We start from the raw sequence: 21290 nt of genomic DNA, 5'->3' as shown, positions 1-21290 counted from the left end.
CCATGACTAAATCCGTAGCAATTACTTGTCTTCTCTTGTGTGGACTGATTGGGCTGACTGCCAGTATGAAACCCGTTTTGGAGGTTCCAGAAATGGAAATTACCAACGGGCTGGTCAGTGCTCAAGTTTATTTGCCGGACGCCGAGAAAGGCTATTATCGAGGTACCCGGTTCGACTGGTCGGGTGTCATTGCCAGCCTGAACTACAAAGGACACAGCTACCATGGCAAGTGGTTTGATGCATATAATCCGACTACCCACGATGCGATTATGGGGCCCGTTGAAGAGTTTGGGCCGTTGGGCTATGCCGACGCTAAGGGTGGCGACACGTTTGTCAAAATCGGTATTGGGAGCATCACCAAACCTGATGACAAACCCTATAGCTCATTTAAACCCTACGCAATTGCCAATCCGGGAAGTTGGACGGTAAAAAAGAAGAAAGATCAGGTTCAGTTTAGCCACACCCTGACTAACACTCAATATGGGTACGACTACCAGAAAACGCTGAAACTGACCAAAGGGAAACCTGAATTGATAATCACGCACACCCTGAAAAATACTGGTAATCGCACGATTGAAACGACTGTTTATGACCACAACTTTTTTATGATCGATCAGCAGCCAACGTGTCCCGGTTATTCTGTCACTCTCCCGATTGGTAACCTGTCACCAGAAGGCGGGAAAGGCGTGGGCGAGATAGTGAAACTTCAGGACAACCAGATTGTCTTTCTGCGCGATTTAGAAAAACGGGAACAGGCTTATTTTCCCGATTTGGCGGCTGGAAAACCTGTGGCCTATAACCTGACCGTCGAAAACACGAAAACTGGAGCCGGTGTGCACGTTATCGGTGATCGGGAGATTGCTAAATTGGTCTTCTGGTCTTCGTCAACGACGGTGTGCCCCGAGCCGTATATTAACATCAACGTAGCACCCGGAAAGACATTTAGCTGGCAGATAGCCTATCAATATTACCTGAAAGACAGTATCAAGTAGCCAGACTAAATGACTTGGCTTGTACAACTAGTAACCTGATAAACCTCGTATGGAAAATCCAGAAACACAATCGGAAAGCAGTCGCCGGAACGCGTTGAAAATGCTAGGATTAGGCTCCACTACCGGACTATTTAGCCTCTTTGGTAGCCAGAAAGCGCGGGCAGAAACGTATGCCACCCCATCTTATGCTAAAGGGCTGGCCCCCGTAACTATAAAGAGTGTGCGAGCAATTACAACGGCTCCCGGAGGGTCTAATCTGGTAATCGTTAAAGTAGAAACCTCTGAACCAGGGTTATACGGCTTGGGTTGTGCCACCTTTACCCAGCGGGCATTAGTCGTCGTGACAGCTATCAATAGCTACCTGAATGATTTTTGCGTGGGTAAGGATGTCGATAATATTGAAGACATGTGGCAATCGGCCTACGTTAGTTCCTACTGGCGCAACGGGCCGGTCCTGAACAATGCCCTTTCTGGTTTAGATCAGGCGTTGTGGGACATTAAAGGCAAACGGGCCAATATGCCGGTGTATCAGCTTCTGGGTGGAAAGGCTCGCATTGCTGTTGACACCTATACTCATGCTAGCGGGCCAACACCCGAAGCCGTTGCCGATAAGGTGCAGCAATTCATGGAGATGGGTTTCCGCCACATTCGCATTCAGCAGGGCGGCTATGGCGGAGTGGGCGCGATGGCGGAGATTAAACCGGATTTTAAAACGGCTGGCTTTGGCCGGGAAACAGACGATTTTTCAGATCAGCGGACGTATCTGAAACGAGTGCCCAAAATGTTTGAGATCGTGCGCAAACGCTGCGGTGAAGATATTCAGCTTCTGCACGATATGCACGAATTGGTGGAGCCTATCGATGCCATCAATATGATTAAAGGGCTGGAGGAATACCGGCCTTATTTTATTGAAGATCCGTTCTCGCCCGAAAATATGAACTGGTTCAAGCAACTGCGCCAAACCACGTCCGTCCCGATTGCGATGGGTGAATTGTTCAACAATATCAATGAGTTCAAAGAGCCGATGGCGAATCACTTGTTCGATTTCATCCGCATCCATATCTCACAGATCGGTGGAATTACCCCCGCCATGAAAGTTGCGCGGCTGGGCGAGTGGTTCAATGTCCGAACGGCCTGGCATGGTCCGGGCGATACGTCTCCGGTGGGCCATGCCGCCAACAACAGCATTGATATTGCCGTCTGGAACTTCGGTATTCAGGAGTCACAGATCTTTAGCGACAAAGTAAAAGAAGTCTTTCCGGGATGTCCGACTATTAAGAATGGCTATTATTATGTGAGTGAGTCGCCCGGTCTGGGCATCGACATCAACGAAAAGGAAGCGGCAAAATACCCGATTGGTACCAAATCCAGATGGACAGTTCGTAAAAGTGATGGCACACTTTTGAAGCCGTAATTGCTTCGGATTACTGATCTAAGACCAATGCGAGGTAGTGGAGTCGGGTTTGATGTGACTCCACTACCTCGCATTGGTCTATTCAGTTGTTTATCGCTTTGAACTGGATTTCACCGCCGACGGGTTGGTTCCTTTGTCTAAACCTGCTTCGGTTAGCAACACTAGAAGAATACGTTGCATACCGAGGTAGCCTTTGTCATTTAGCCACCACTCGTTCAAGGCGTGTTCCCCTCCACCAATGCCTCCGCTGCCGATAGTGACGGCTGGAATTCCTAACGCAATAGGGGTATTCGCGTTTGTGGAGGCCACATCCAGTTGAGGTTCTACATTTAGGTATTTGGTCACAGCAATTGCCCGCTGTACCAGTGCGGCAGAGATATCCGTTTTACCCGACGGTCGATCGCCTATTTTCTTAACGTCTACTGTCAGATCGGGACCTTGTCGTTTGAGTCCATTTTCTTCCGTTAATGCTCGTTGAACAGCTGCTTGCAGCAACTTGTCTACTTCGTTGAGTTTTTCCGGACTCTCAGATCGCATATCTATTTCCATCCACGATTCGTAGGGGATGGCATTAACTGATGTTCCTCCACCAATAACGCTTACGCTATAAGTCGTTTTTACACCCTGCCGAGTTACTTTATCCGCTTCAGTTGTGAAGTAATAAATGGCTTTTCCCAACGCACTGTGCGGATTGACGATACCGAACGAACCGTACGAATGGCCGCCCGGCCCTTTGAACATAACCCGATAACGGTGCGAACCCAGGCCGCGGTGAACAATGCTACTGATACCATCGCCGTCAACGGCGATATACGAATCGACTTTGGGGCCGCCTTTCCGAAGGAGATGCTTCACTCCGCGAAGGTCTCCTAACCCTTCCTCACCAACCGCTCCGACAAATAATACATCGGCATCAGTCTCGATAGACGCTTTTTCCATGCCTTTCAGAACGGCCAGAATAGCCGTCAAGCCACGCGTGTCGTCGCCAATGCCGGGTGCGTAGAGCGTGTCGCCCTTTTGTTTCACTTTCACATCGGTCCCTTCCGGAAAAACGGTATCCAAATGCGATTCGACCACTACCGTTTTCTTGCCAGTGCGGCCTTTACGTTTGGCAATCACATTGTTTACTTCATCGATCCAGACCGAATCTGCACCAGCCTCTTTCATCATAGCCGCGTATTTTTTCGCTCTTGCACCCTCTTTGAACGGCGGTGAAGGAATCTCGGTCAGGGTAATGTGGTCTTGTTTGGTTTGGGGTTCTAGGTCTATGAAAACTTGAAACGCTTTTTTTACGGCGGGCTGATCTGTAAGTGCTTTCACCTCGTCAATATACCGCTTGTCAACCGCTGAAGTTTGGGGCGTTTTTGGCGTAGTTTGTTGAGCCTGGAGCCGTTGAGTCGTGAAACAAATCGATACTAAAACCAGTGAAAGTAGAGCGGGAATTCGCTTCATAAAAATAGATTAAGCAATAAAACGTGCTAAAAAGAATATGAAATTATACTATTCGGTGCTACTGAGTTTTTGTTTTGCATAAAAGACTATTATTATGCCAAAAACATGCTATAAGGCGTGTAAAGTTATAGTTTATTCTGCTAAATGAAGAAATACATACTTCCTCTTTTACTTGTTTATGTGACTCTGATTACGTCGGTCAGTGGTCAATCTATCAAGGCCAAAAACCTGCCTGAAGCGACCATAACCAGCCTGCACGAAGCTATGCAGGCTGGCAAACTGACAGCAGTTCAACTGGTTCAGCTTTATCTGGACCGGATTGATGCTTACGACAAAAAGGGCCCTTATTTAAACGCCATCATTATGGTGAATCCAAAAGCGTTGAGCGAAGCGCGTCGGCTCGATTCGCTCTACAAAGCGACGGGTCAACTAGTGGGTCCGCTACACGGTATTCCAATCATCGTGAAAGACAATTATAATACCTTCGACATGCCGACGACAAATGGTACGCTGGCGATGAAGAAGTCAATTCCACCCTACGATGCCTATGTAATACAGAAAATTCGGGATGCAGGAGCTATTATCATTGCGAAGTCGAACCTGGCTGAGTTTGCCATGTCGGGGCAGTTTTCGGTAAGTTCTATTCTGCCGGGGTACTCACGAAATCCGTATGATACCAAGCGGACAACAGCCGGGTCGAGTGGGGGCACGGCGGCTGCCGTGACGGCTAATTTTGGCACAATCGGGTTGGGTACCGATACGGGAAGTTCCATTCGCGGGCCTGCTGCTCACCAAAGTCTGGTTGGGTTTCGCCCGACGTTGGGCCTCGTTAGCCGCAGCGGTATTGCGCCCTTGTCCATGACCAATGATACGGGTGGGCCAATTTGCCGGACGGTAGAAGATGCCGTGCGCGTATTGGACGTTATTGTGGGGTATGACAAAGCTGATACCGTGACAAGGCAGAACCAGGGAAAAATTCCTCAAACTTACCGCCAGTTTCTGGATAAAAATGGACTGAAGGGTGCTCGTATTGGTGTTTTTCGTCAGTTGTGTACGTCGAAAAATTCTGATCCTCAAGTATATGCGCTGTTTAATAAGGCATTGGATGAACTTCGTGCCGCCGGTGCTATTGTAATTGACTCGGTCCGGGTGCCAGAACTGGATACAATCAATAAATCGTTTGATACTATCCCTCAATTAAGGCGCGATTTCAATCTGTATTTAGCCAATTTAGGACCTAATGCTCCGCACAAAACGCTGGCGTCAATTATAAAATCGAAGCAATTTCACCCTTATCTCGAAAAGTCTTTGCTTGATGCTCAGGCTGATACGCTGGCTCCCGAAGCCCATAAAGGGTGGGCGAAAAATCTGGCGTTACGCGAACGACTTCGCCAATTACTGTTACGAGCTATGGATTCGACGCAGGTAGATGTGTTGGTTTATCCATCGTTTAGCTACCCACCCCGGCTCATTGGTGATTTAAACACACCTTCGGGAACCAACAACAATGCGTTATCGCCACCAACGGGGTTCCCCGCTTTTTCGGTGCCGATGGGCTTCACATACGATCAATTGCCTGCTGGATTACAGTTCTTTGGCCGACCATACAGTGAGCCAACGCTCATTCGGTTATGCTATGCTTATGAGCAAGCTACGCACCACCGCCGACCGCCAGAAAGCACACCATCCCTGTCGAAAAGGAAACATAAAGCGGTACTTGCTCAATAATAACTGGAGTTCGGTTTTGTCGTGCTGAGCAAACAGCCCCGGTTATTACCATTTGCTGATCTGGTTTGACCCCATCGGGGTCAAACCAGATCAGCAAATAAGAACGAGATTAATCATCGTAAACTAAATACCTAGTGGGCCACCCAGCGTAACGTCAGAGCTAGTTGGTATATGACGGCTGGTATGATGACTGCCGGGGTGTTTGTCTTCCTCTTCTTTGGAGCGATTGTTAACGAACGACTCTGCCAGAACTGTTAATTTCCGATCCGTTTCTTTTTCTTCTTCCAGCGTCTTCGCGAGCAATTCTGCCGACTGGCTGAAATCCAGAATATTGGCTAAAGTTAGCAGTGAACCGTAAGCCGCAATTTCGTAATGCTCAATCTTTTGGGCGGCAATAATCAGCCCTGCATCACGTGTTAGCGAACCCGGCTCTGTACCCGAAATTACTCGTCTGGCATCGCTAATCAACCCATCAATGGCATCCGATGTAAGCACTTCGGTTTTTATGCCAATAATCTTGAAAATCTCCTCCAACCGTTCCACCTGATTGTGACTTTCGTTTTGATGGGTCAAAAAAGCCGTACCCACCTCGTTTGTCGTGCTGGCTTCAGCTTGCTCGCCCAGTGCATCAACGGCTCGCTTCTCCGTGTAGTAAACGCTTTTTAATTCACTTATAAACAAGTCGCGTAATCCTTCGTCAGTAGTGGAATCATTACCACTAAAAAAACTTGCTATTCTATCTGCCAAAGCTGTCATAACGGTTGAGTAATTTAATGTAAATCGTTTATTGCTGAACTAGCTACTAATTCTGTGCCAGTTATTGACTGTCTGGCACTTGTAAATTTATTTACGACAATATGGTTATATTTTTCTACACAATTTGTAGCAGATTATCAACCCCATTATCCCGTAGGGTAGTTATACTTAATTGGCAATTCTCAATATGGAGTGTTGTTCCCACACTAAAATAGATCTTGGTTTTTGAGATTAATAGCCTGCCGCTTGCCCGTCTTTTCGCATTTCGGTAGCTCCCCAGTAGATTCGGTTGATGGCATCCCACTGAATGGCCTGATATCCGCCGAAGAAATCGGTTGGTGCTAAATGATGCCCACGTTTTTCCAAATCAATTCGGACTTCGGCAGAAATCCCACTTTCTAAAGCTAGTTTACCACCGTCGGTCATGACCGTTCCAATTGGTTCACTACTCCCTGAATGACTAAATCTAGCTGCATCGCCCGCTTCCTGAACGTTCATGCCAAAATCGATAATGTTACACAGCACCTGCAAATGACCCTGAGGTTGCATCGCCCCGCCCATAACTCCGAAACTTAGAAAAGGCTCTCCATTTTTGGTGACGAAACCGGGAATAAGGGTCGAAAATGGCCGTTTAGCTGGCGCATACACATTGGCATGATTGGGCTGCATATTAAAACTTGTGCCTCTATTATGAAAGACAAAGCCCAGTCCGTCGGGAACCATACCGCTACCAAATTCCAGCATATTACTTTGAATCAGCGACACTATATTTCCCTGATCATCGGCTACGGTCAGGTATACCGTATCGCCAGCGCGGAGAGCCGGGTCACCTGCATCCAGGCGTTCAGATGCCTTTTTAGGGTCAATTAATTTGCGTCGAATAGTCGCGTATTCTTTGGTTAACAACCAGTTGGTAGACGCTTTCGCAAAGTCTGGGTCGGAATAATACCTAGCCCGGTCTTCAAACGCCAACTTTTTAGCTTCTACGAGCAGATGTAAATAATCAGCGCTGTTATGCCCCAGGCTTTTTAGATCGAAGCCTTCCACAACATTCAGCATTTGCAACACCGCAACTCCCTGACCATTCGGCGGCAATTCATGAACATCATACCCTCGGTAGTTAATCGATACGGGGTCAATCCACGTACTCTGATGAGCGGATAAGTCAGCTTTACGCAGGTATAAACCCGCTCGGCGGGCGTAGCGGTCAATAGCGTCGGCAACGGTACCTTTATAAAAAACGTCCCGCCCGCCGTTGGCTATTTTTTCGTAGGTAGCTGCCAAGTCTGGATTCCGAAATAGCTGCCCTTCAACGGGAGCTTTGTCATCGATCAAAAACGTCTGGCGGAAATTGTTGAACTCGGTGATGATGGCTTCATTTGCGGCCAACCGGCTAGCCGCTACCTGCCAGGAATAGGCAATTACCTGCGGAACCGGAACGCCTTCGCGCGCATACCGGATGCTTGGTGTTAGCAGGTTACGCATGGGCAATTTGCCAAAACGACGGTATAGCGTAAACCAACCATCTACCGCACCGGGCACTGACACCGAAAGCGGTCCGTAGAGAGGAATTTGCGGACGTTCTCCCAGAACTGCCCGCAAGCCATCATACGTCAATCCTTTCGGCGAACGTCCACTAGCATTCAGTCCGTACAATTTGTGGTCTTTCGCCGACCAGATGATGGCAAATAAATCGCCACCGATGCCGCCATTGTTGGGTTCAATAACACCAAGTGCTGCGTTGGCGGCAATAGCTGCATCGACCGCCGTTCCGCCCTGCTTAAGTATGTCCAGCCCAATTTGTGTAGCCAGCGGGTGACTAGTAGCGACCATCCCATGTCGACCCAATATTGGGCTACGGGTTGCGAAATTAGGCCCCGTAATCCGGTCGCCTTTACCCGTCGATTGTCCGTAGAGAGGAGATGTAATTAACCAAAGCAGTCCTAAAACATACGTGATGCCAGATGTATTCATGCAAAAATGTAGTTTAGTCCCAACAATGTGTGGTAGGTTTACTGTACTACATATATAGGGTGGTTAACATGTACGTCTACTCATACAGTAAGGTGATACAAAAAAATAATTCCGTGGCTCATGTGAGCCTACTTGCCCACGGGTCACGGAATTAGATTATAAGGGTTAAATTAAGCCAAGACTATCTCAATCTTTTTCCCGGAGGTAAATGTTGTTACTGATGGATTCCAGACGAACCGTTGGCCCTCCACCGTTTAGTGTTCCCTCCAGAAGGTAGCCTACCATCGGGTTTTTCGGTCTCTTACTCTTGAAGTCGATAGTCAAGTCGGAGTAGACCTCTCCCGTAACGGTTTTCATGGCTACGTTGGCTCCTTTCGATTTAGGCCAGTTCATATCAACAAAACCGCTAATAGTCTTCGCAAACACCGGTCCTGTTGCGCCCTCGATATCAATATTGCCGTTAATCGTTTCGAGTTTCAGCTGAGCATTCCGGGGTAGAAAAACCTGATAATTGATTTCGCTGCACACAGAATAATGCTTGCCGTCACGTTCACTATTCCAGGAACTGCGCTGGTTGGGACAGTCCTCCGGGTTGCCGTGCTTGATCAATTCTTTGTCAAAATCGGTTTTGAGACTGACTTCCTGCGTTGTAGAGCCGGTTGTCACCAGGAAGGCGTCATTAAGTTTTCCTCCATTGATAGTAACAGCCATTCGGACCAACGCATCTGGTTTATCCCAGTAACGAACCCGAATACTGTCAGCAAATTTCAGGTTGAGATTTACAAGCTGGTTAGCAGTTACGGGCAGCGTCTTTTCGATGATTTTCTGAGCAAACGCTGGGCGGATGAGCAGGCCGAGCAGTAAAAAACAGACAAATTTTTTCATGAGATTGAAGGGGGTAGATTTAAATCACTTTTGTTTCCGGATGTAGATATTGCTGGTAATGGTCTTAAGCTGCATATCAACGCCACCGCCATTTGTCGTACCGTCGATCTCATGACCGCCACCCACTCTCGACATGCCTTCTTTCGTCGTTTTTACACCCAGATCAAAGTCGGTATACATTTCTCCATTAATTGACCGTAGCTTCATATTCGCCTTGGTACTGGCAGGTAACGTAATATCGACTGGGCCATTGATGGTCGAAATAGCCGTTGGTTTGTCCTGACTCAGAGCTGAGTAAACGACTTTAACTTCTCCATTAATGGTGTTTGCCACGACAGGCCCCGTTATGTTGTTGAGGTCAATGGACGCATTGTTGGTGCGGATTTCCAGATCACCATCCATATTGCTGATGGTGATGCTCGAACCCTGCCAGCTGGGTTCCTGATATAGGATGGCCACTTTTCGGGGGAGTTTAATGGTGTACTTAATTTGTTTGCGGGTAGCTTTCTCAATTTTTAATCCCCCATTCTCTGATGTCACCGCCAAGCCAATGCCGGAATTATCGATTGCCGAATTGTAAATAGGTTTTAGCCCTTTGGCCCGTTCGGGGGGAGCCTCATACCCAGAGGAAGCCTGAATGATAACCTCATCGCTGTTATGACCTTCAATTTTTAGATGGACAGCATCCATCTCAATCGTTACTTTTCGGTCTTTGGCATTCGCCAATTTGGTTCTGTATTCCTGGGCCTGGATCGTGGTTATGCTCCACAAAAAGCTGGCACTTATCAAAAGAATCTTGTTCATGAGTTGTTTTATATAATTGGTAGGACTGATCTATGAGGGTGAATTTGTGACTCGGTTTAGGCGGCTGATGCCTTCTTCGGCTTTGAGCCGTACCACGTTGAGGATCTGCTGGTTCTGGGCCAGCCGCTGCATTTCATGGACGGCTCGCTTTTCTTTAATGCTCACCAGTATGTCGATGAGCGTTATCTGAATGTTGGGATCTGTTTGAATTTGGAGCGATTGAACCAGCGCGTCGCGCACATCCGGCTCGTTTTCGAAGCGCGCCAACGCCTGACAGGCCGCCAGCCGCACATTCACATTGGCGTCGAAGTTCAGCGTATTAATGAGCAGTTGCGTAATGTCCCGATCTGCCTGGGCGAGTTCATAACTTTGATTGACCGCCTGAATACGTTCACTTGCCGACGTTTTGGGTGATTGTTCGAATGCCAGCACTTTCTTCATCTCCCTAACTGGCGTCCCCTCATCCGACGAGTTAGTTAGTAGCGCGCTGGGTTTACCTGATCGCCAATCATCATAAACTATTCCTCCCGCGAATCCAACAATCAGCAAAACTACACTGGCAGCCAGTCGTAAACTCCAGCTTGTCAGACTAATAACTCGTCCTGATTTTGGACTATTCAGTTTGGCGGCTAGCTGGTTGCTGAACGCCAGTGAGGGCTGCTGATTTCGGGCGTCGGTGAAGTAACGGAACTGCCCGGCATGTTTCTGTAAGTGCGCTGGAATCGTTTCTTGCTGGAAAAACTGTCGTAACTGCTTTTCTTCAGCCAGCGATGTTTCTCCCTCGTAATAGCGTTCCAGCAGCTTTTCAATGTCCTGCTTCATAATCGTTGGTTTTTGCGTAATTGTCCCGCAGACGCTGACGTGCCCGTGATAAAATCACCCGAATGTTGTTGATACTAAGACCCGTTACCTGTTCGATTTCCTCGAAGGAGTATTCCTCAACATCACGAAGATGGAGAATGAGTTTCTGCTGATCTGGCAAGTCGTCAATCAGCCGATACATAAGACTGGCACTGTCGACTAACTCGGCCTGCTGATAGGGAGAAACCCCCTCGGCCTGCACACTAAGCACGTCGGCTCCGTCGGTTGTTCTTTGCTTATTGTGTGCTTTGAGCTTATCCAGGCATATATTCTTGGTCATCTGTACCGCCAGTGCTTCTACACTGTGGTAGGCATCTAACTGTTGCCGGTTGGTCCAAAGCCGTAGCAATACATCCTGCAAGGTATCTTCGGCTTCTTCGCGGTTGCGCAGAAATAACTGCGCCAGCCGAAAAAGGCGTCCCTGTACAGGTAGTATCCGTTGTTTGAAGGCTTGTAGATCCATTTCAATGACAAAGACGACTGAGCCAGAGAAACATTACAGATTAGAGCGATTTATTTTGTGAGTGGGCAGATTCAATCCATCCCGAAGGGATATAATACGTGTAGAAAAGTAAGACGTAAATGTTAGATGAGCGCCCGATAGGGTCGCATGGTTTTCTAATGTGATCTTTTGGCTATAAACAGTTGACCCCGAAGGGGTCGTATCACACTGACTGAAAATTACTTTTTAAGTAATTTATCGTATCCAAATAGTCTTAAGGATACCTGTCAAGCCTTCCTGATCAAATCCAGCAGTTTGCGGTCCAGTTTGTGGCCGTGCCAATCTTCGTAGGCTACATCAGTGCGGCCAGAATCCAGAATGCCGAAATCGCCGATGAATTCCCAAAGAGCAAAGCCAATTTGGTGTGATGACAAAATGTCGAGCACGTCGCCAAACCAGGCCAGAAATACATCGTGCGGAGTTTTGTTCCAGCAACCGCACTCGCCACAGTGAACGCCAACACCTTTATTGACTAACTCAATCCAAGGTTGGTAGAAGGTCTCAAGCATAGCCTTGCTCAAGTATTTGTCGCCGACCTGCCCCGGCCATTTTGGTTCGGGTAGATGATCGGGGTCTTTGTTGGCCCAGGGAGCTTTGTAATGCGAAATGATACCCGGAGTATAACCCCGGCAACTTTGTGCAATATCTAGATCGGTGATTTCGGGAATAACTGAAGAGCCTGTATCGTTTCCATCGGCAATGATCAGATGCTTCGGGTTTTCCTTTCGAATGGCGTTAGAAGCCGCCTGCGCCACCCTGCGGTAGGTTGCGCCCGGTACGGAACTACGGTGCGAAAGCTGGTCGTTCATGTCGGCCCGCATACTGGGTTCATTCAATAGGTCGAAGCTTATTTTCTGCGACGATACATTCTTGTAGCGTTTGGCCCACATAGCCCAGTGAAAACAAAAGGCATCAAGTGCGGCCTGGTCGGTCCATAGATTATAAGGCTCGTTAAATCCCGCGTTGATGCAGTAGCCCGGTGCCCGATGCAAGTTTAAACTAACGTGCAGGTTGTGTTTATGCGCCAGAGAAACCAGCCGATCTATCCGGTCAACGGCCTGCTGATCAATTTTATACACCTCGTCAGGCGTAATGTTGCGACTCCGGTCGAAGCTGAGGTAATACGGATAGGCCATGGGGAGCCGCACAAAGTCGAAGCCCCAGTCCTGCATCCATTTGAGGTGGTCCTCTTCGGTAGCCCGTCGACTTTTCGATGGATCGGGCGAGAAGAAATCCAGTAGGTTAAAGCCTTTCCATCTTGGCAGCTTATTTTTTGCCACGGTTTCTGGTTGCGATGTGGCTAAAAGTCCCGGTCCGGTTGCGCTCAGGGCGGCTGTAAGCAGGCCGGTGTTTTGAATAAACGTCCTTCGTTGCATGAATGATAGAGCAGGGCAAATTGCCAATCTACTTATTGGTCAGAAGTTAACTTACAGTAAAAATAATGGGTCTATTGTCTTATAGGAGAAGTTTTACCTTTTCACCGATGGCGTCTGCATGACCTCGACGGCTACGAAAAATCCGTCGTTGACCTACATGGTACTCACCGCTGGAACGGCTAATGATGCTGTAAGCGATTAAAAAAGAAAAACCTATAACTATGAAAAAAACCTTTTTCTCGTTGTGTCTGGCAACGACATTAGTACTTGGTGGAGCAAACAGCTTTGCCCAAAAAGGCAAACCGCTCTATACCTTCCCACTTGGCGTTGAGTCGTACACGTATCGAGCAAGCTTTCCCAAGAGCGTCATTGCTACTTTAGATACCATCAAGGCGCTGGGCATTACCGAAATGGAAGGGGGCGCGCCAAAGGGAATGACCGGTGAAGAATTTAAAAAATTATGCGACGAGCGCGGGATTAAAATTCCGGCGACAGGATCGGGTTACGAACAGATTGTGAAAGACCCGGAAGAGGCTGTCAAAAATGCGAAAGAACTGGGAGCCACCTTTGTGATGGTGGCCTGGATTCCTCATCAAAAAGGTAATTTCACGCTCGACAATGCGAAGAAAGCTGTTGAAGATTTCAATCGGGTGGGAAAGGCCCTGAAGGAAAAAGGCATAACATTCTGCTATCATAACCACGGCTACGAATTTCAGCCTTACGAGAACGGAACCTTGTATGACTATATCGTCAAAAATACCAATCCCGAATACGTATCGTTCGAGATGGATATTTTGTGGGCGCAGCACGGCGGTGCCGATCCCGTTGGATTATTGAAAAAATATGGCAGCCGGTACAAACTAATGCACCTGAAAGACCTCAAAAAAGGTATCAAAGGCGATTTGACGGGTGGTACGCCTGCCGAAAACGACGTAACTCTCGGCGACGGCCAAGTGAATATTCCGGAAATTTTACGTTTAGCGAAAAAAGCTGGTGTCAAGCATTATTTCATTGAAGACGAAAGCAATCACGAATACGAACAAATGCCAAAAAGCATTGCGTATTTGAAAAGTTTGAAGGAATAGTACGAATTGCAAGCGTGATAATTCGGTACTTTTTACCAAACAGAGTACCTTTATAAAGTAGAAAACGGCGGCTGATCTCATCTGATTAGCCGCCGTTTTTTGTAGTGACTGGTTGCCATTCTGCATTTATCCGCGAAACTTGATTGGGTAGTTCATATATTGGTTAGTTGTTTTCTACTTTCGTTTGCTTCCTTTTTATACCGTTTGCCGACTCAGACGGGCCTCTGCGCTTTTTCGTTTTGCTCACGACAATCTATGTCCGCTATGAAATTTAAATGGCTTGTTAGTGGCTTCTGGATGGCTGTTTTTCTTTCGTGTCTGGATGTGTCAGCCCAGACAATAGCTGTGAGTTTAAGCGTTGATGCGGCAACTGCTGGCTATCGGGTCAACGAAGATTTTGTCGGTTTCAGCATGGAGCAGTATACTTTGTCAACCGGCTATTGGAGCAAGCTGGGTAGTTTTTGGAAAGGCGGGACAAATGGTAATGCCCGCTTTAAAAACCTGTTAGCCAACATCAGTAATCATTCTGTTATCCGGCTTGGTGGGTTTACCGCCGACGATCGGATGGTCTGGCAAAACACAACAAGGGGAAGCAGCACCAACGTTCGGGCAACGTATTCGGATGATACCGACAAATTCTTTACGTTTCTGTCGGAGATAGGTTGGAAAGGCATTTATACCATCAATCTGCCGATTAATACGCCCGCCAATGCGGTATCTGAAGCAACCTATATCATGAACAAGTATAGTGCTCAACTTCACAGCCTGAGTCTGGGAAACGAGTCTTATTTATACGCGGGGGTATTTAGAACGACTGCCTATACGCCAGACAGTTGCATGATAAAAGATTACCTGCCCATGTATGATGCGATCAAAGCGGCTAACCCGGCTATACCCATCAGCGGACTTGATAATGGTGCTCAAAAATACTATGGTGCCCAAAATCAGACATGGAATAAGGTCTTTACAGACTACGTCAATAACTCGGGCAGCAGTCGGCCATTAGCTGCCCTGAACGTACACAATTATGGGTTGGGCAACAATTCTAACACGTTATCGCGTGATGCTGCGGCAGATACGCTTATGAACTTTAATAACGCTCCGAAAACCTTTATGGCTACGCAGTTTCCGTACGTAGTCCAACTGGCTCAGGCAAAAAATGTTCCTCTGCGATTTTCTGAAACGAGTAGTGCCGCCACTGGCACCTCCGATACCACAAATGTATCGCACACGTATGTATCGGCTCTGTGGGCGTTGCAATATCTGTATACCCTTGCCGCCAATGGCGTGAGTGGCGTTAATTTCCATTCGTCGGGTTCCAGTGTTTATTCTGCCATCGACTGGGGACCAAATGTTTCAACTTCCTCCTATAGAATCGCACCCATCTATTACGGTTTACTGGCCTTTGTGGACGGAGCGAAAAATCAGCGACTGTTGACGGTTACGCCATCTGCATCAACCACCAATCCGCGAACCAGTTATTTTGCTACCAGTTCGGATGATGGTAAGATCATAAAAGTTACCCTTATCAACAAAGACTTTACCAACACAATCAACGCCAGCGTGACTATTCCCGGCGTGGTAATTAATACAGCCAGTTATCAAACGCTCAGGCCACAAACCAGTCGCTATGACTACGTAGCCAACACTTACTATGCCAACGCCCAGGTAGCCACCAGCGGTAGCTTTACAAAAGGTTCACCCACAGCCCTTTCGCTGTCAAATCCGACCAGTTTCAGTGTTACCGTAGCCCCAATGACGGCTGTGGTCGTGACCATAGAAACCAGTTCCCAACTGATGTACACGCTTAAAACGGGCAACTGGACAGATCCTTCGGTATGGTCGGGCAATCGGGTGCCCACTAGTAGCGACGTGTTGCAAGTGAAACACCTGGTGATAATTCCAGCTAACAGCGTTGCCTACGGATTTCGGATGATCTTTACGGCGGGTGTCACGTTGCAGTACGGTCAGAATGCCCGGCTTCAGTTAGGCCAATGAATTCGATACTATTACTTTGCCCCTTATTTTTTGTGCAAGGTTTTATTGGCCTTCCGAATCGCTTTGTGAGACAAATCGTAGGTAAAGCAACTTTCCCATCCCTGAAAATCATAATGCCACCATTCCCACGGAAAGATGGCAAAACCAACCTGCTCCATCGCCGACCGTAAAACGGCGCGGTGAGCCAATGAAGCACTATCAGATTTCATGTAATTATGAAAAGCACGGGGAGTTGTCTCATCGTAATCGGATGGCATGGATAAGCGTTTACCCGTTTTTTGGTCGTACAATGACAAGTCAATGGCCATGCCCCGGTTGTGCCGTGAGCCTTTGTGCGGGTTGGCTACAAAGGTGGTATCCTTAATTTCTTCGTAGAAAAGTACGGTTACGGCATACGGGCGATACCCATCGAAGAGCACTAAACCGAACCCCTGCTTTTTGAGATTTTCACTAGCCTGACGAAGCGCCAGTGCGGCTGGTTTACGCATAAATACATCGGCGGTTGGGTAGAGCTTCCGCTTCACAATGTTGTTGTTGGTGGCGTACGTAACGTCGAAGTGAGCATCGGGAATGAGTTGACGCATGTCCACCAATTCATTATCAGAATCAGCCGCTACAATTTTTTGGTATATCGTTACATCACCCACTACCGGAAGGCCATACTTGCTTTTAGGAAGATCGTACGTAGTTGGAGTTGGCTGTCCTAAAGCCGATTCCAGCAGGCCGAGTGACCAGAAAAGTACCAATAGACCATGTAAACACAAACGATTGTTTAAGCGCATTTTCATATAAATAGCAGGTTGTGTGCCTCAAAGTAAGCATTTTAGACCTAACTGGAACACTTGCCGAGAAGGAAGCTTTATTGAGAACGGCATAAGTTAGATATATGTAAGTAGATAGACTTGTCTACTATGGAAAATAGCTGTACGTTTGTCCACCATGAAAGAGTCAGTTGTAAAAGATCGGATTGTTGACGTAGCCTCAAGACTATTCTACCAGCAAGGCTATAATCTAACCGGGATTAATCAAATTATAGACGAAGCACAGATTGCCAGAGCCTCGCTCTATAATCATTTCGATTCCAAAACGGATTTACTGATGGCGTATCTTGAGAAAGCAGAGAACAATTGGTTTGTCCAGCTTGACGCGTTTTTGGCGCCTATTTCTGATCCAAGAGAGAAACTGTTGAGCTTATTCGATCACCGTGTTTGGCGGCAGCAAAAGACAAGCTATGGGGGCTGTCAGTTTCTTAAAATCAGTGCCGAAGTAAGCCGGGAGGAAACCAGGGTAGCGGACTTAGTAAAAGCTCAGAAAGAGCGGGTGAAAAATTTAGTTGGTCAACTTGTGGTGCAGGTAGATCATTCTCCGCTACTTTCTGACGAACAGCTTACCGATATGATTTTTTTGCTGCTCGAAGGAGGGGCCATAAATGGAGCCATTGCTAAAAATTCGGTAGCCTTGGACAGCGGAAAAACAATCGTGGAAAAATTTCTTTAATTCTTTCTACCGTATAGACAGAATTGCAATGATAATAGTCTAATTTTTTTCCTAATATAGACAGACTGATCTATTCAATATGAAAGAAAATAACTCAAAATGGGTTGCGCTCGCGGTGGTTTTATTAGCTCCCCTGCTTTCCGTAATAGACGTGTTTATCATCAATGTCGCCATTCCTGCTATCAAAAACGGCGTTCACGCTACCGACGGGCAACTGCAATTAGTCATTGCTGGCTATCTCCTGGGCTATGCGTCTTTCCTGATTACGGGTGGTAGAGCGGGAGATGTATTTGGCCGTAAAAAGGTATTTATATGGGGTATGGCTCTATTTACACTAACATCCTGTTTGTGCGGGTTAGCCCAATCACCCCTTCAGCTCAACATGGCTCGTTTTTTCCAGGGTATCAGTGCGGCCTTTATGGTGCCACAAACGATTTCCTACATCCAAGTGCTGTTTGTTCAGCCAACAGAACGAACAAAGGCCGTTGGTCTTTTCGGCATTACACTGGGTATTGCGTCAGTTACGGGTCAATTTTTAGGAGGGTACTTCTCAGAAAGTCACTTTGCTATTGCCGGTTGGCGACTGATCTTTTTTATCAACTTACCCATTGGTATACTCGCTTTGCTGGCTGCGGTCGTCTATCTACCCGAAACCGTCAGTAATCGCAAACAGTCCTTCGACTACGCAGGCACCGTTATTTTAACCATCGGATTAGTGTGTTTGATTTACCCCCTCATTCAGGGGCGAGAAACGGGTTGGCCCTGGTGGACAATCTGTATGCTGATGACTTCTTTCGGCGTTTTTTATTACTTCATCCGGCATCAACAGGGCAAGTTGAAAAGAGGACATGCGCCACTCGTCAACATGAATCTATTTCTCTTTCGCGATTTTAATATAGCCCTTTTAGCCACCTTATTCTTTTTTATGGTGCATACGTCTTACCTATTAATCTGCACGTTGTACTTCCAAAACGGAATGGGCATTCCGCCTTATCAAGCCGGGCTTAACTTCGTACTTTGGGGATTGGGCTTTATGATTTCATCCCTGCTTTCGATCAGACTGGTGGTGCGTCACGGAAAAATAGTCTTACAAATAGGGGTGGTCATAATGGTAGTTATGCTCTTGCTACAACTGAATTTATTCACCTTGCAATCACCCCGTTGGACCATTATTCTTCTGTTGGTTCCCTACGGATTTGGGAGTGGATTTGTGTTACCATCTTTATTAAACATGGCCCTCAAAAGTATTCCTATCCAATTTGCCGGGGCAGCATCAGGCATGTATTCCACTTCTCAGCAAACGGCTTCGGCACTCGGTGTGAGTCTGATTGGCGGTTTGTTTTTCTCGACGCTAAAAGCAAGTCCTGGCAACTGTCACTACTTATATGCTTTTCAGTCAAGTCTTTGGGCTGAAATTGTCTGTCTTTTCCTGGTCAGTTATCTGCTCTACCGACTGCCGGATGAAAAACGGACTAACGCCATAATCTTACCAGCCGAATAATAACAAATTGCTCTAATAGCCCAACTCGCCTACTACTTATAATAGTGAATTTATAACTAAGCGAACATATCTGAAATCTTGTAATAAACTCAATCATGCCACTAATCACAGTAACACTTCTAAAGGGAAAATCAGCTGCGCATAAACGAAGTATCGGCGACGCCATTCACCAATCTCTAGTGAAAAGTGGCGTTTCATCAGAAGACCGATTTCAGCGCATTATTGAATTAGACGAAGAAAATTTCATTTATAATCCAACCTATCCCGACCTGACCAATCCCAGAAGCGCCGATTTTATTATCATTGAAATCTTATTCTCGGTCGGACGAAGTGTAAAGGTCAAGCGTCAGATACTCGCTGATTTGATGCTTGATCTCGACGCCATCGATATAAATCTTAATGATGTGATGGTGAGCTTTCAGGAAACCGCGTGGGAGAATTGGGCTTTTGCTAATGGCGTCATTCTTCATGCCTGACTCTTGTTAGGTCGTGAATTAGTCCAAAAAGTAGTATCAGTACGTTTCTCGCGCCTGTCAGTCTCCGCGAGCAACGTGTATAATTATGCTTTTTAGGCTAATTTAGGCGTCAGTTATAGTCAGGAATACAGATGAACCTTCTCCTCATTAAGTTAACAATCATTCCCGGCGTCATTGCGTTGGTCACACTGGCGATTCGGAAGTGGGGCAATAAAATAGGAGGCTTGATTGGTAGTATGCCGTGGACTGCCGGGCCAACTTTACTGTTTTTTATTCTTGAACAGGGAAAGACATTTGGCATTCAGTCGATTCAGGGAGCAATGACGGGGATTCTGGCCTTAATCAGCTTTTGCTTTAGCTACTCGACCTTTTCCCGAAAACTAAGCTGGTTTCCCACTCTTCTGCTGGCGTATGGGGTTTATACCGCTACCGCTCTATTTTTCAATTATTTGCAGCTGAATTTATGGCTAAGTTATTCGCTTGTAATAACCTCTACCTTAATAGCACTACGGTTTTTCCCGGCCCCAACTAAGCAGGTAACCACAACCCGGCGCTTGCCTTTCGATATTCTCATTCGCATGGCTGTGGCTACCCTGTTTGTGCTGGCCATTACCGGATTAGCCAGTGTCTTGGGGCCCAACTGGAGTGGCATCCTAACGCCATTTCCTATCATGACATCTGTTCTGGCTATTTTTTCGCACACCCTTCAGGGTAGTAATGCCGCCATCACAACACTCCGGGGACTTGTTATGGGATTACTGGGTTTCACCACTTTTCTCTTTCTGCAAGCTTTTCTACTGCCTTCGTTTTCGGTTGCCCTCTCGTTCGGTCTTGCCTTTATCGTCAACGCGCTCATTAATCTAACCGCCAGTAGGGTATGGTAATTCACAAGCCAATCAACGGGCAGAAGTAGGCATAGCGGGTGGCTGGTATAAAAAGTAATCGTAAATTGATCGGGCAGAATGGGCAATTGTTTGCTCGCGCTCAGCCAGCGGCATGGGCGAGTCACCAACAAAAACGGCAATGGCAATATGGCCTGCATCGCCCGGCAAGGTGATAATGCCTACATCGTCGGTGGCGCTGCCATCCAGTGAGCCGGTTTTGTGGGCAATAACAGTCGATGGAGGTAAATAGCCTTTGAGTCGCGCGGCTCCGCCCCGGCAGCGTTCCATCACACCCAGCAGGAGTGCCCGGCTTTCAGGTTTTAATGCCGTACCCCGGTAGATTTGGGCCAGTAAATTAACCATTGCTTCGGGAGTCGATGTATCGCGGGGGTCTGTTTTTAGTTTGATAGCCGCAGCCCGTTTCATCTCTGGTGTAGTCGCACTGTCTAGCTTGGCGTAGAAGCCCAGCGTCCACTGATCGGAGGAGGGAAGCGTGATACCGTCAAGGTCAGCCAGTAGTTGAATGATGCTTCTATCGACAGACATACCTTGAACACCCAGCGTTTTCAGGCGATCCTGAACGGCTTTTGTGCCACCTACCAGGCGAAGCAGAATATCCGTCGCCGAGTTATCACTAATGACCATCATCAGTTCCAGCAGATTTTGAACGGACAATTGAACGCCGGGTTTAGCAAAGAGAACGTCTAACGTGCCACTGCCCGGATGCAGATCGGAGGGTTGCAGATCGACCATCGTCATCAGGGATAATTCGCCTTTTTCAATTAGGGTAAATAGCTGAACAGCAATGGCTACTTTAATCGTACTGGCCATCGGAAATCGCTCCTGTAGATTTAGACTCACCTGTTTGCCGGATTCGAGGTGAATCGCACAAATGCCAACTTTGCCTTTGGCTAATTTCGCGATGCGCTCTAATTCCTGATCCAGCCGCTGCGTGGCAACGTCCGGCGCTTTTTTCGTGGATAAGCTAGTTTGTGCTATGCCCGGCACACTGCCCAGAAGCATAACGCCAAGTAGTAGCGAGGTGAGTTTCGTAAGAGTTAGATTCATTGGTTGTAGAGGTGTTTATTGTATCGTGGGTACAAAT

General features: G+C 47.3%; 19 protein-coding genes. 9 read left to right on the top strand and 10 right to left on the bottom strand.

Annotated elements, in window-relative coordinates:
- The first annotated feature begins 2 nt into the window (after positions 1-2).
- Positions 3-992: a hypothetical protein gene (locus ACFS25_RS23205; RefSeq protein ID WP_381505761.1), complete on the top strand. Its 990-nt coding sequence runs from the start codon at positions 3-5 to the stop codon at positions 990-992.
- 49 nt (positions 993-1041) lie between these two features.
- The gene (locus ACFS25_RS23200) at positions 1042-2406 is read left to right on the top strand and encodes an enolase C-terminal domain-like protein (protein WP_381505759.1); all 1365 of its coding nucleotides are present in this window, start codon (positions 1042-1044) and stop codon (positions 2404-2406) included.
- 90 nt (positions 2407-2496) lie between these two features.
- Here the strand turns inward: ACFS25_RS23200 and ACFS25_RS23195 are convergent, their stop codons facing one another.
- Complete coding sequence (locus tag ACFS25_RS23195; protein ID WP_381505757.1) at positions 2497-3858, bottom strand: M20/M25/M40 family metallo-hydrolase; 1362 nt, start codon at positions 3856-3858, stop codon at positions 2497-2499.
- Positions 3859-4002: 144 nt separating this feature from the next.
- On the opposite strand from ACFS25_RS23195, the gene ACFS25_RS23190 reads away from it, so the two are divergent.
- Complete coding sequence (locus ACFS25_RS23190; RefSeq protein WP_381505755.1) at positions 4003-5586, top strand: amidase; 1584 nt, start codon at positions 4003-4005, stop codon at positions 5584-5586.
- Positions 5587-5709: 123 nt separating this feature from the next.
- Here the strand turns inward: ACFS25_RS23190 and ACFS25_RS23185 are convergent, their stop codons facing one another.
- The 7 genes from ACFS25_RS23185 to ACFS25_RS23155 form a co-directional block, all read right to left on the bottom strand.
- Positions 5710-6342 carry a YciE/YciF ferroxidase family protein gene (locus ACFS25_RS23185; RefSeq protein WP_381505752.1) on the bottom strand — a complete coding sequence of 211 codons (633 nt, stop codon included), beginning with the start codon at positions 6340-6342 and terminating at the stop codon, positions 5710-5712.
- Between the two features lie 231 nt (positions 6343-6573).
- Positions 6574-8316: a gamma-glutamyltransferase gene (gene ggt, locus ACFS25_RS23180; protein ID WP_381505750.1), complete on the bottom strand. Its 1743-nt coding sequence runs from the start codon at positions 8314-8316 to the stop codon at positions 6574-6576.
- A 186-nt stretch (positions 8317-8502) separates the two neighbouring features.
- Positions 8503-9201 (bottom strand): DUF4097 family beta strand repeat-containing protein, encoded by a 699-nt coding sequence (locus ACFS25_RS23175; RefSeq protein WP_381505748.1) that lies wholly within the window; start codon positions 9199-9201, stop codon positions 8503-8505.
- 24 nt (positions 9202-9225) lie between these two features.
- A complete protein-coding gene (locus tag ACFS25_RS23170) occupies positions 9226-10005 on the bottom strand; it encodes a DUF4097 family beta strand repeat-containing protein (RefSeq protein ID WP_381505746.1) in 780 nt (259 codons plus the stop codon).
- A 30-nt stretch (positions 10006-10035) separates the two neighbouring features.
- Complete coding sequence (locus ACFS25_RS23165) at positions 10036-10827, bottom strand: HEAT repeat domain-containing protein (protein ID WP_381505743.1); 792 nt, start codon at positions 10825-10827, stop codon at positions 10036-10038.
- Positions 10811-11329 (bottom strand): RNA polymerase sigma factor, encoded by a 519-nt coding sequence (locus ACFS25_RS23160; RefSeq protein ID WP_381505741.1) that lies wholly within the window; start codon positions 11327-11329, stop codon positions 10811-10813. The genes ACFS25_RS23165 and ACFS25_RS23160 overlap by 17 nt, the downstream gene beginning before the upstream one ends.
- A gap of 266 nt (positions 11330-11595) precedes the next feature.
- On the bottom strand, positions 11596-12744 hold the full coding sequence (locus tag ACFS25_RS23155; protein ID WP_381505739.1) for a glycoside hydrolase family 5 protein: 1149 nt from the start codon (positions 12742-12744) through the stop codon (positions 11596-11598).
- A 221-nt stretch (positions 12745-12965) separates the two neighbouring features.
- Here ACFS25_RS23155 and ACFS25_RS23150 point away from each other — a divergent pair, with 221 nt between their 5' ends.
- Positions 12966-13829, top strand: a complete 864-nt coding sequence (locus tag ACFS25_RS23150) for a sugar phosphate isomerase/epimerase family protein (RefSeq protein WP_381505737.1) — start codon at positions 12966-12968, stop codon at positions 13827-13829.
- A 264-nt stretch (positions 13830-14093) separates the two neighbouring features.
- A complete protein-coding gene (locus ACFS25_RS23145) occupies positions 14094-15827 on the top strand; it encodes a hypothetical protein (protein ID WP_381505735.1) in 1734 nt (577 codons plus the stop codon).
- Positions 15828-15850: 23 nt separating this feature from the next.
- Here ACFS25_RS23145 and ACFS25_RS23140 read toward each other — a convergent pair whose 3' ends face one another.
- A complete protein-coding gene (locus ACFS25_RS23140; RefSeq protein ID WP_381505733.1) occupies positions 15851-16615 on the bottom strand; it encodes a M15 family metallopeptidase in 765 nt (254 codons plus the stop codon).
- Positions 16616-16766: 151 nt separating this feature from the next.
- Here ACFS25_RS23140 and ACFS25_RS23135 point away from each other — a divergent pair, with 151 nt between their 5' ends.
- The 4 genes from ACFS25_RS23135 to ACFS25_RS23120 all read left to right on the top strand — a co-directional run bounded on the left by ACFS25_RS23135 (position 16767) and on the right by ACFS25_RS23120 (position 20185).
- A complete protein-coding gene (locus ACFS25_RS23135; protein WP_381505730.1) occupies positions 16767-17324 on the top strand; it encodes a TetR/AcrR family transcriptional regulator in 558 nt (185 codons plus the stop codon).
- A gap of 79 nt (positions 17325-17403) precedes the next feature.
- Positions 17404-18825 carry an MFS transporter gene (locus ACFS25_RS23130; RefSeq protein ID WP_381505727.1) on the top strand — a complete coding sequence of 474 codons (1422 nt, stop codon included), beginning with the start codon at positions 17404-17406 and terminating at the stop codon, positions 18823-18825.
- 95 nt (positions 18826-18920) lie between these two features.
- Positions 18921-19301 (top strand): tautomerase family protein, encoded by a 381-nt coding sequence (locus tag ACFS25_RS23125; RefSeq protein WP_381505725.1) that lies wholly within the window; start codon positions 18921-18923, stop codon positions 19299-19301.
- Between the two features lie 131 nt (positions 19302-19432).
- The gene (locus ACFS25_RS23120; protein ID WP_381505724.1) at positions 19433-20185 is read left to right on the top strand and encodes a hypothetical protein; all 753 of its coding nucleotides are present in this window, start codon (positions 19433-19435) and stop codon (positions 20183-20185) included.
- 12 nt (positions 20186-20197) lie between these two features.
- Here the strand turns inward: ACFS25_RS23120 and bla are convergent, their stop codons facing one another.
- A complete protein-coding gene (gene bla / locus ACFS25_RS23115; RefSeq protein WP_381505723.1) occupies positions 20198-21253 on the bottom strand; it encodes a class A beta-lactamase in 1056 nt (351 codons plus the stop codon).
- Between the last annotated feature and the right edge of the window lie 37 nt (positions 21254-21290).

Origin of the sequence: Spirosoma flavum, from assembly GCF_042686045.1 — a bacterium.
Lineage (GTDB): Bacteria > Bacteroidota > Bacteroidia > Cytophagales > Spirosomataceae > Spirosoma > Spirosoma flavum.
The sequence above is the reverse complement of the archived record's forward strand: the minus strand, read 5'-3'. Positions and strand labels throughout refer to the sequence as shown.

Coding starts and splice junctions, on each gene's coding strand:
- ACFS25_RS23160 (WP_381505741.1), bottom strand. CDS start 11,329: ATGGATCTACAAGCCTTCAAACAACGGATACTACCTGTACAGGGACGC.
- ACFS25_RS23200 (WP_381505759.1), top strand. CDS start 1,042: ATGGAAAATCCAGAAACACAATCGGAAAGCAGTCGCCGGAACGCGTTG.
- bla (WP_381505723.1), bottom strand. CDS start 21,253: ATGAATCTAACTCTTACGAAACTCACCTCGCTACTACTTGGCGTTATG.
- ACFS25_RS23170 (WP_381505746.1), bottom strand. CDS start 10,005: ATGAACAAGATTCTTTTGATAAGTGCCAGCTTTTTGTGGAGCATAACC.
- ACFS25_RS23155 (WP_381505739.1), bottom strand. CDS start 12,744: ATGCAACGAAGGACGTTTATTCAAAACACCGGCCTGCTTACAGCCGCC.
- ACFS25_RS23165 (WP_381505743.1), bottom strand. CDS start 10,827: ATGAAGCAGGACATTGAAAAGCTGCTGGAACGCTATTACGAGGGAGAA.
- ACFS25_RS23150 (WP_381505737.1), top strand. CDS start 12,966: ATGAAAAAAACCTTTTTCTCGTTGTGTCTGGCAACGACATTAGTACTT.
- ACFS25_RS23195 (WP_381505757.1), bottom strand. CDS start 3,858: ATGAAGCGAATTCCCGCTCTACTTTCACTGGTTTTAGTATCGATTTGT.
- ACFS25_RS23175 (WP_381505748.1), bottom strand. CDS start 9,201: ATGAAAAAATTTGTCTGTTTTTTACTGCTCGGCCTGCTCATCCGCCCA.
- ACFS25_RS23125 (WP_381505725.1), top strand. CDS start 18,921: ATGCCACTAATCACAGTAACACTTCTAAAGGGAAAATCAGCTGCGCAT.
- ggt (WP_381505750.1), bottom strand. CDS start 8,316: ATGAATACATCTGGCATCACGTATGTTTTAGGACTGCTTTGGTTAATT.
- ACFS25_RS23190 (WP_381505755.1), top strand. CDS start 4,003: ATGAAGAAATACATACTTCCTCTTTTACTTGTTTATGTGACTCTGATT.
- ACFS25_RS23135 (WP_381505730.1), top strand. CDS start 16,767: ATGAAAGAGTCAGTTGTAAAAGATCGGATTGTTGACGTAGCCTCAAGA.
- ACFS25_RS23140 (WP_381505733.1), bottom strand. CDS start 16,615: ATGAAAATGCGCTTAAACAATCGTTTGTGTTTACATGGTCTATTGGTA.
- ACFS25_RS23205 (WP_381505761.1), top strand. CDS start 3: ATGACTAAATCCGTAGCAATTACTTGTCTTCTCTTGTGTGGACTGATT.
- ACFS25_RS23130 (WP_381505727.1), top strand. CDS start 17,404: ATGAAAGAAAATAACTCAAAATGGGTTGCGCTCGCGGTGGTTTTATTA.
- ACFS25_RS23145 (WP_381505735.1), top strand. CDS start 14,094: ATGAAATTTAAATGGCTTGTTAGTGGCTTCTGGATGGCTGTTTTTCTT.
- ACFS25_RS23185 (WP_381505752.1), bottom strand. CDS start 6,342: ATGACAGCTTTGGCAGATAGAATAGCAAGTTTTTTTAGTGGTAATGAT.
- ACFS25_RS23120 (WP_381505724.1), top strand. CDS start 19,433: ATGAACCTTCTCCTCATTAAGTTAACAATCATTCCCGGCGTCATTGCG.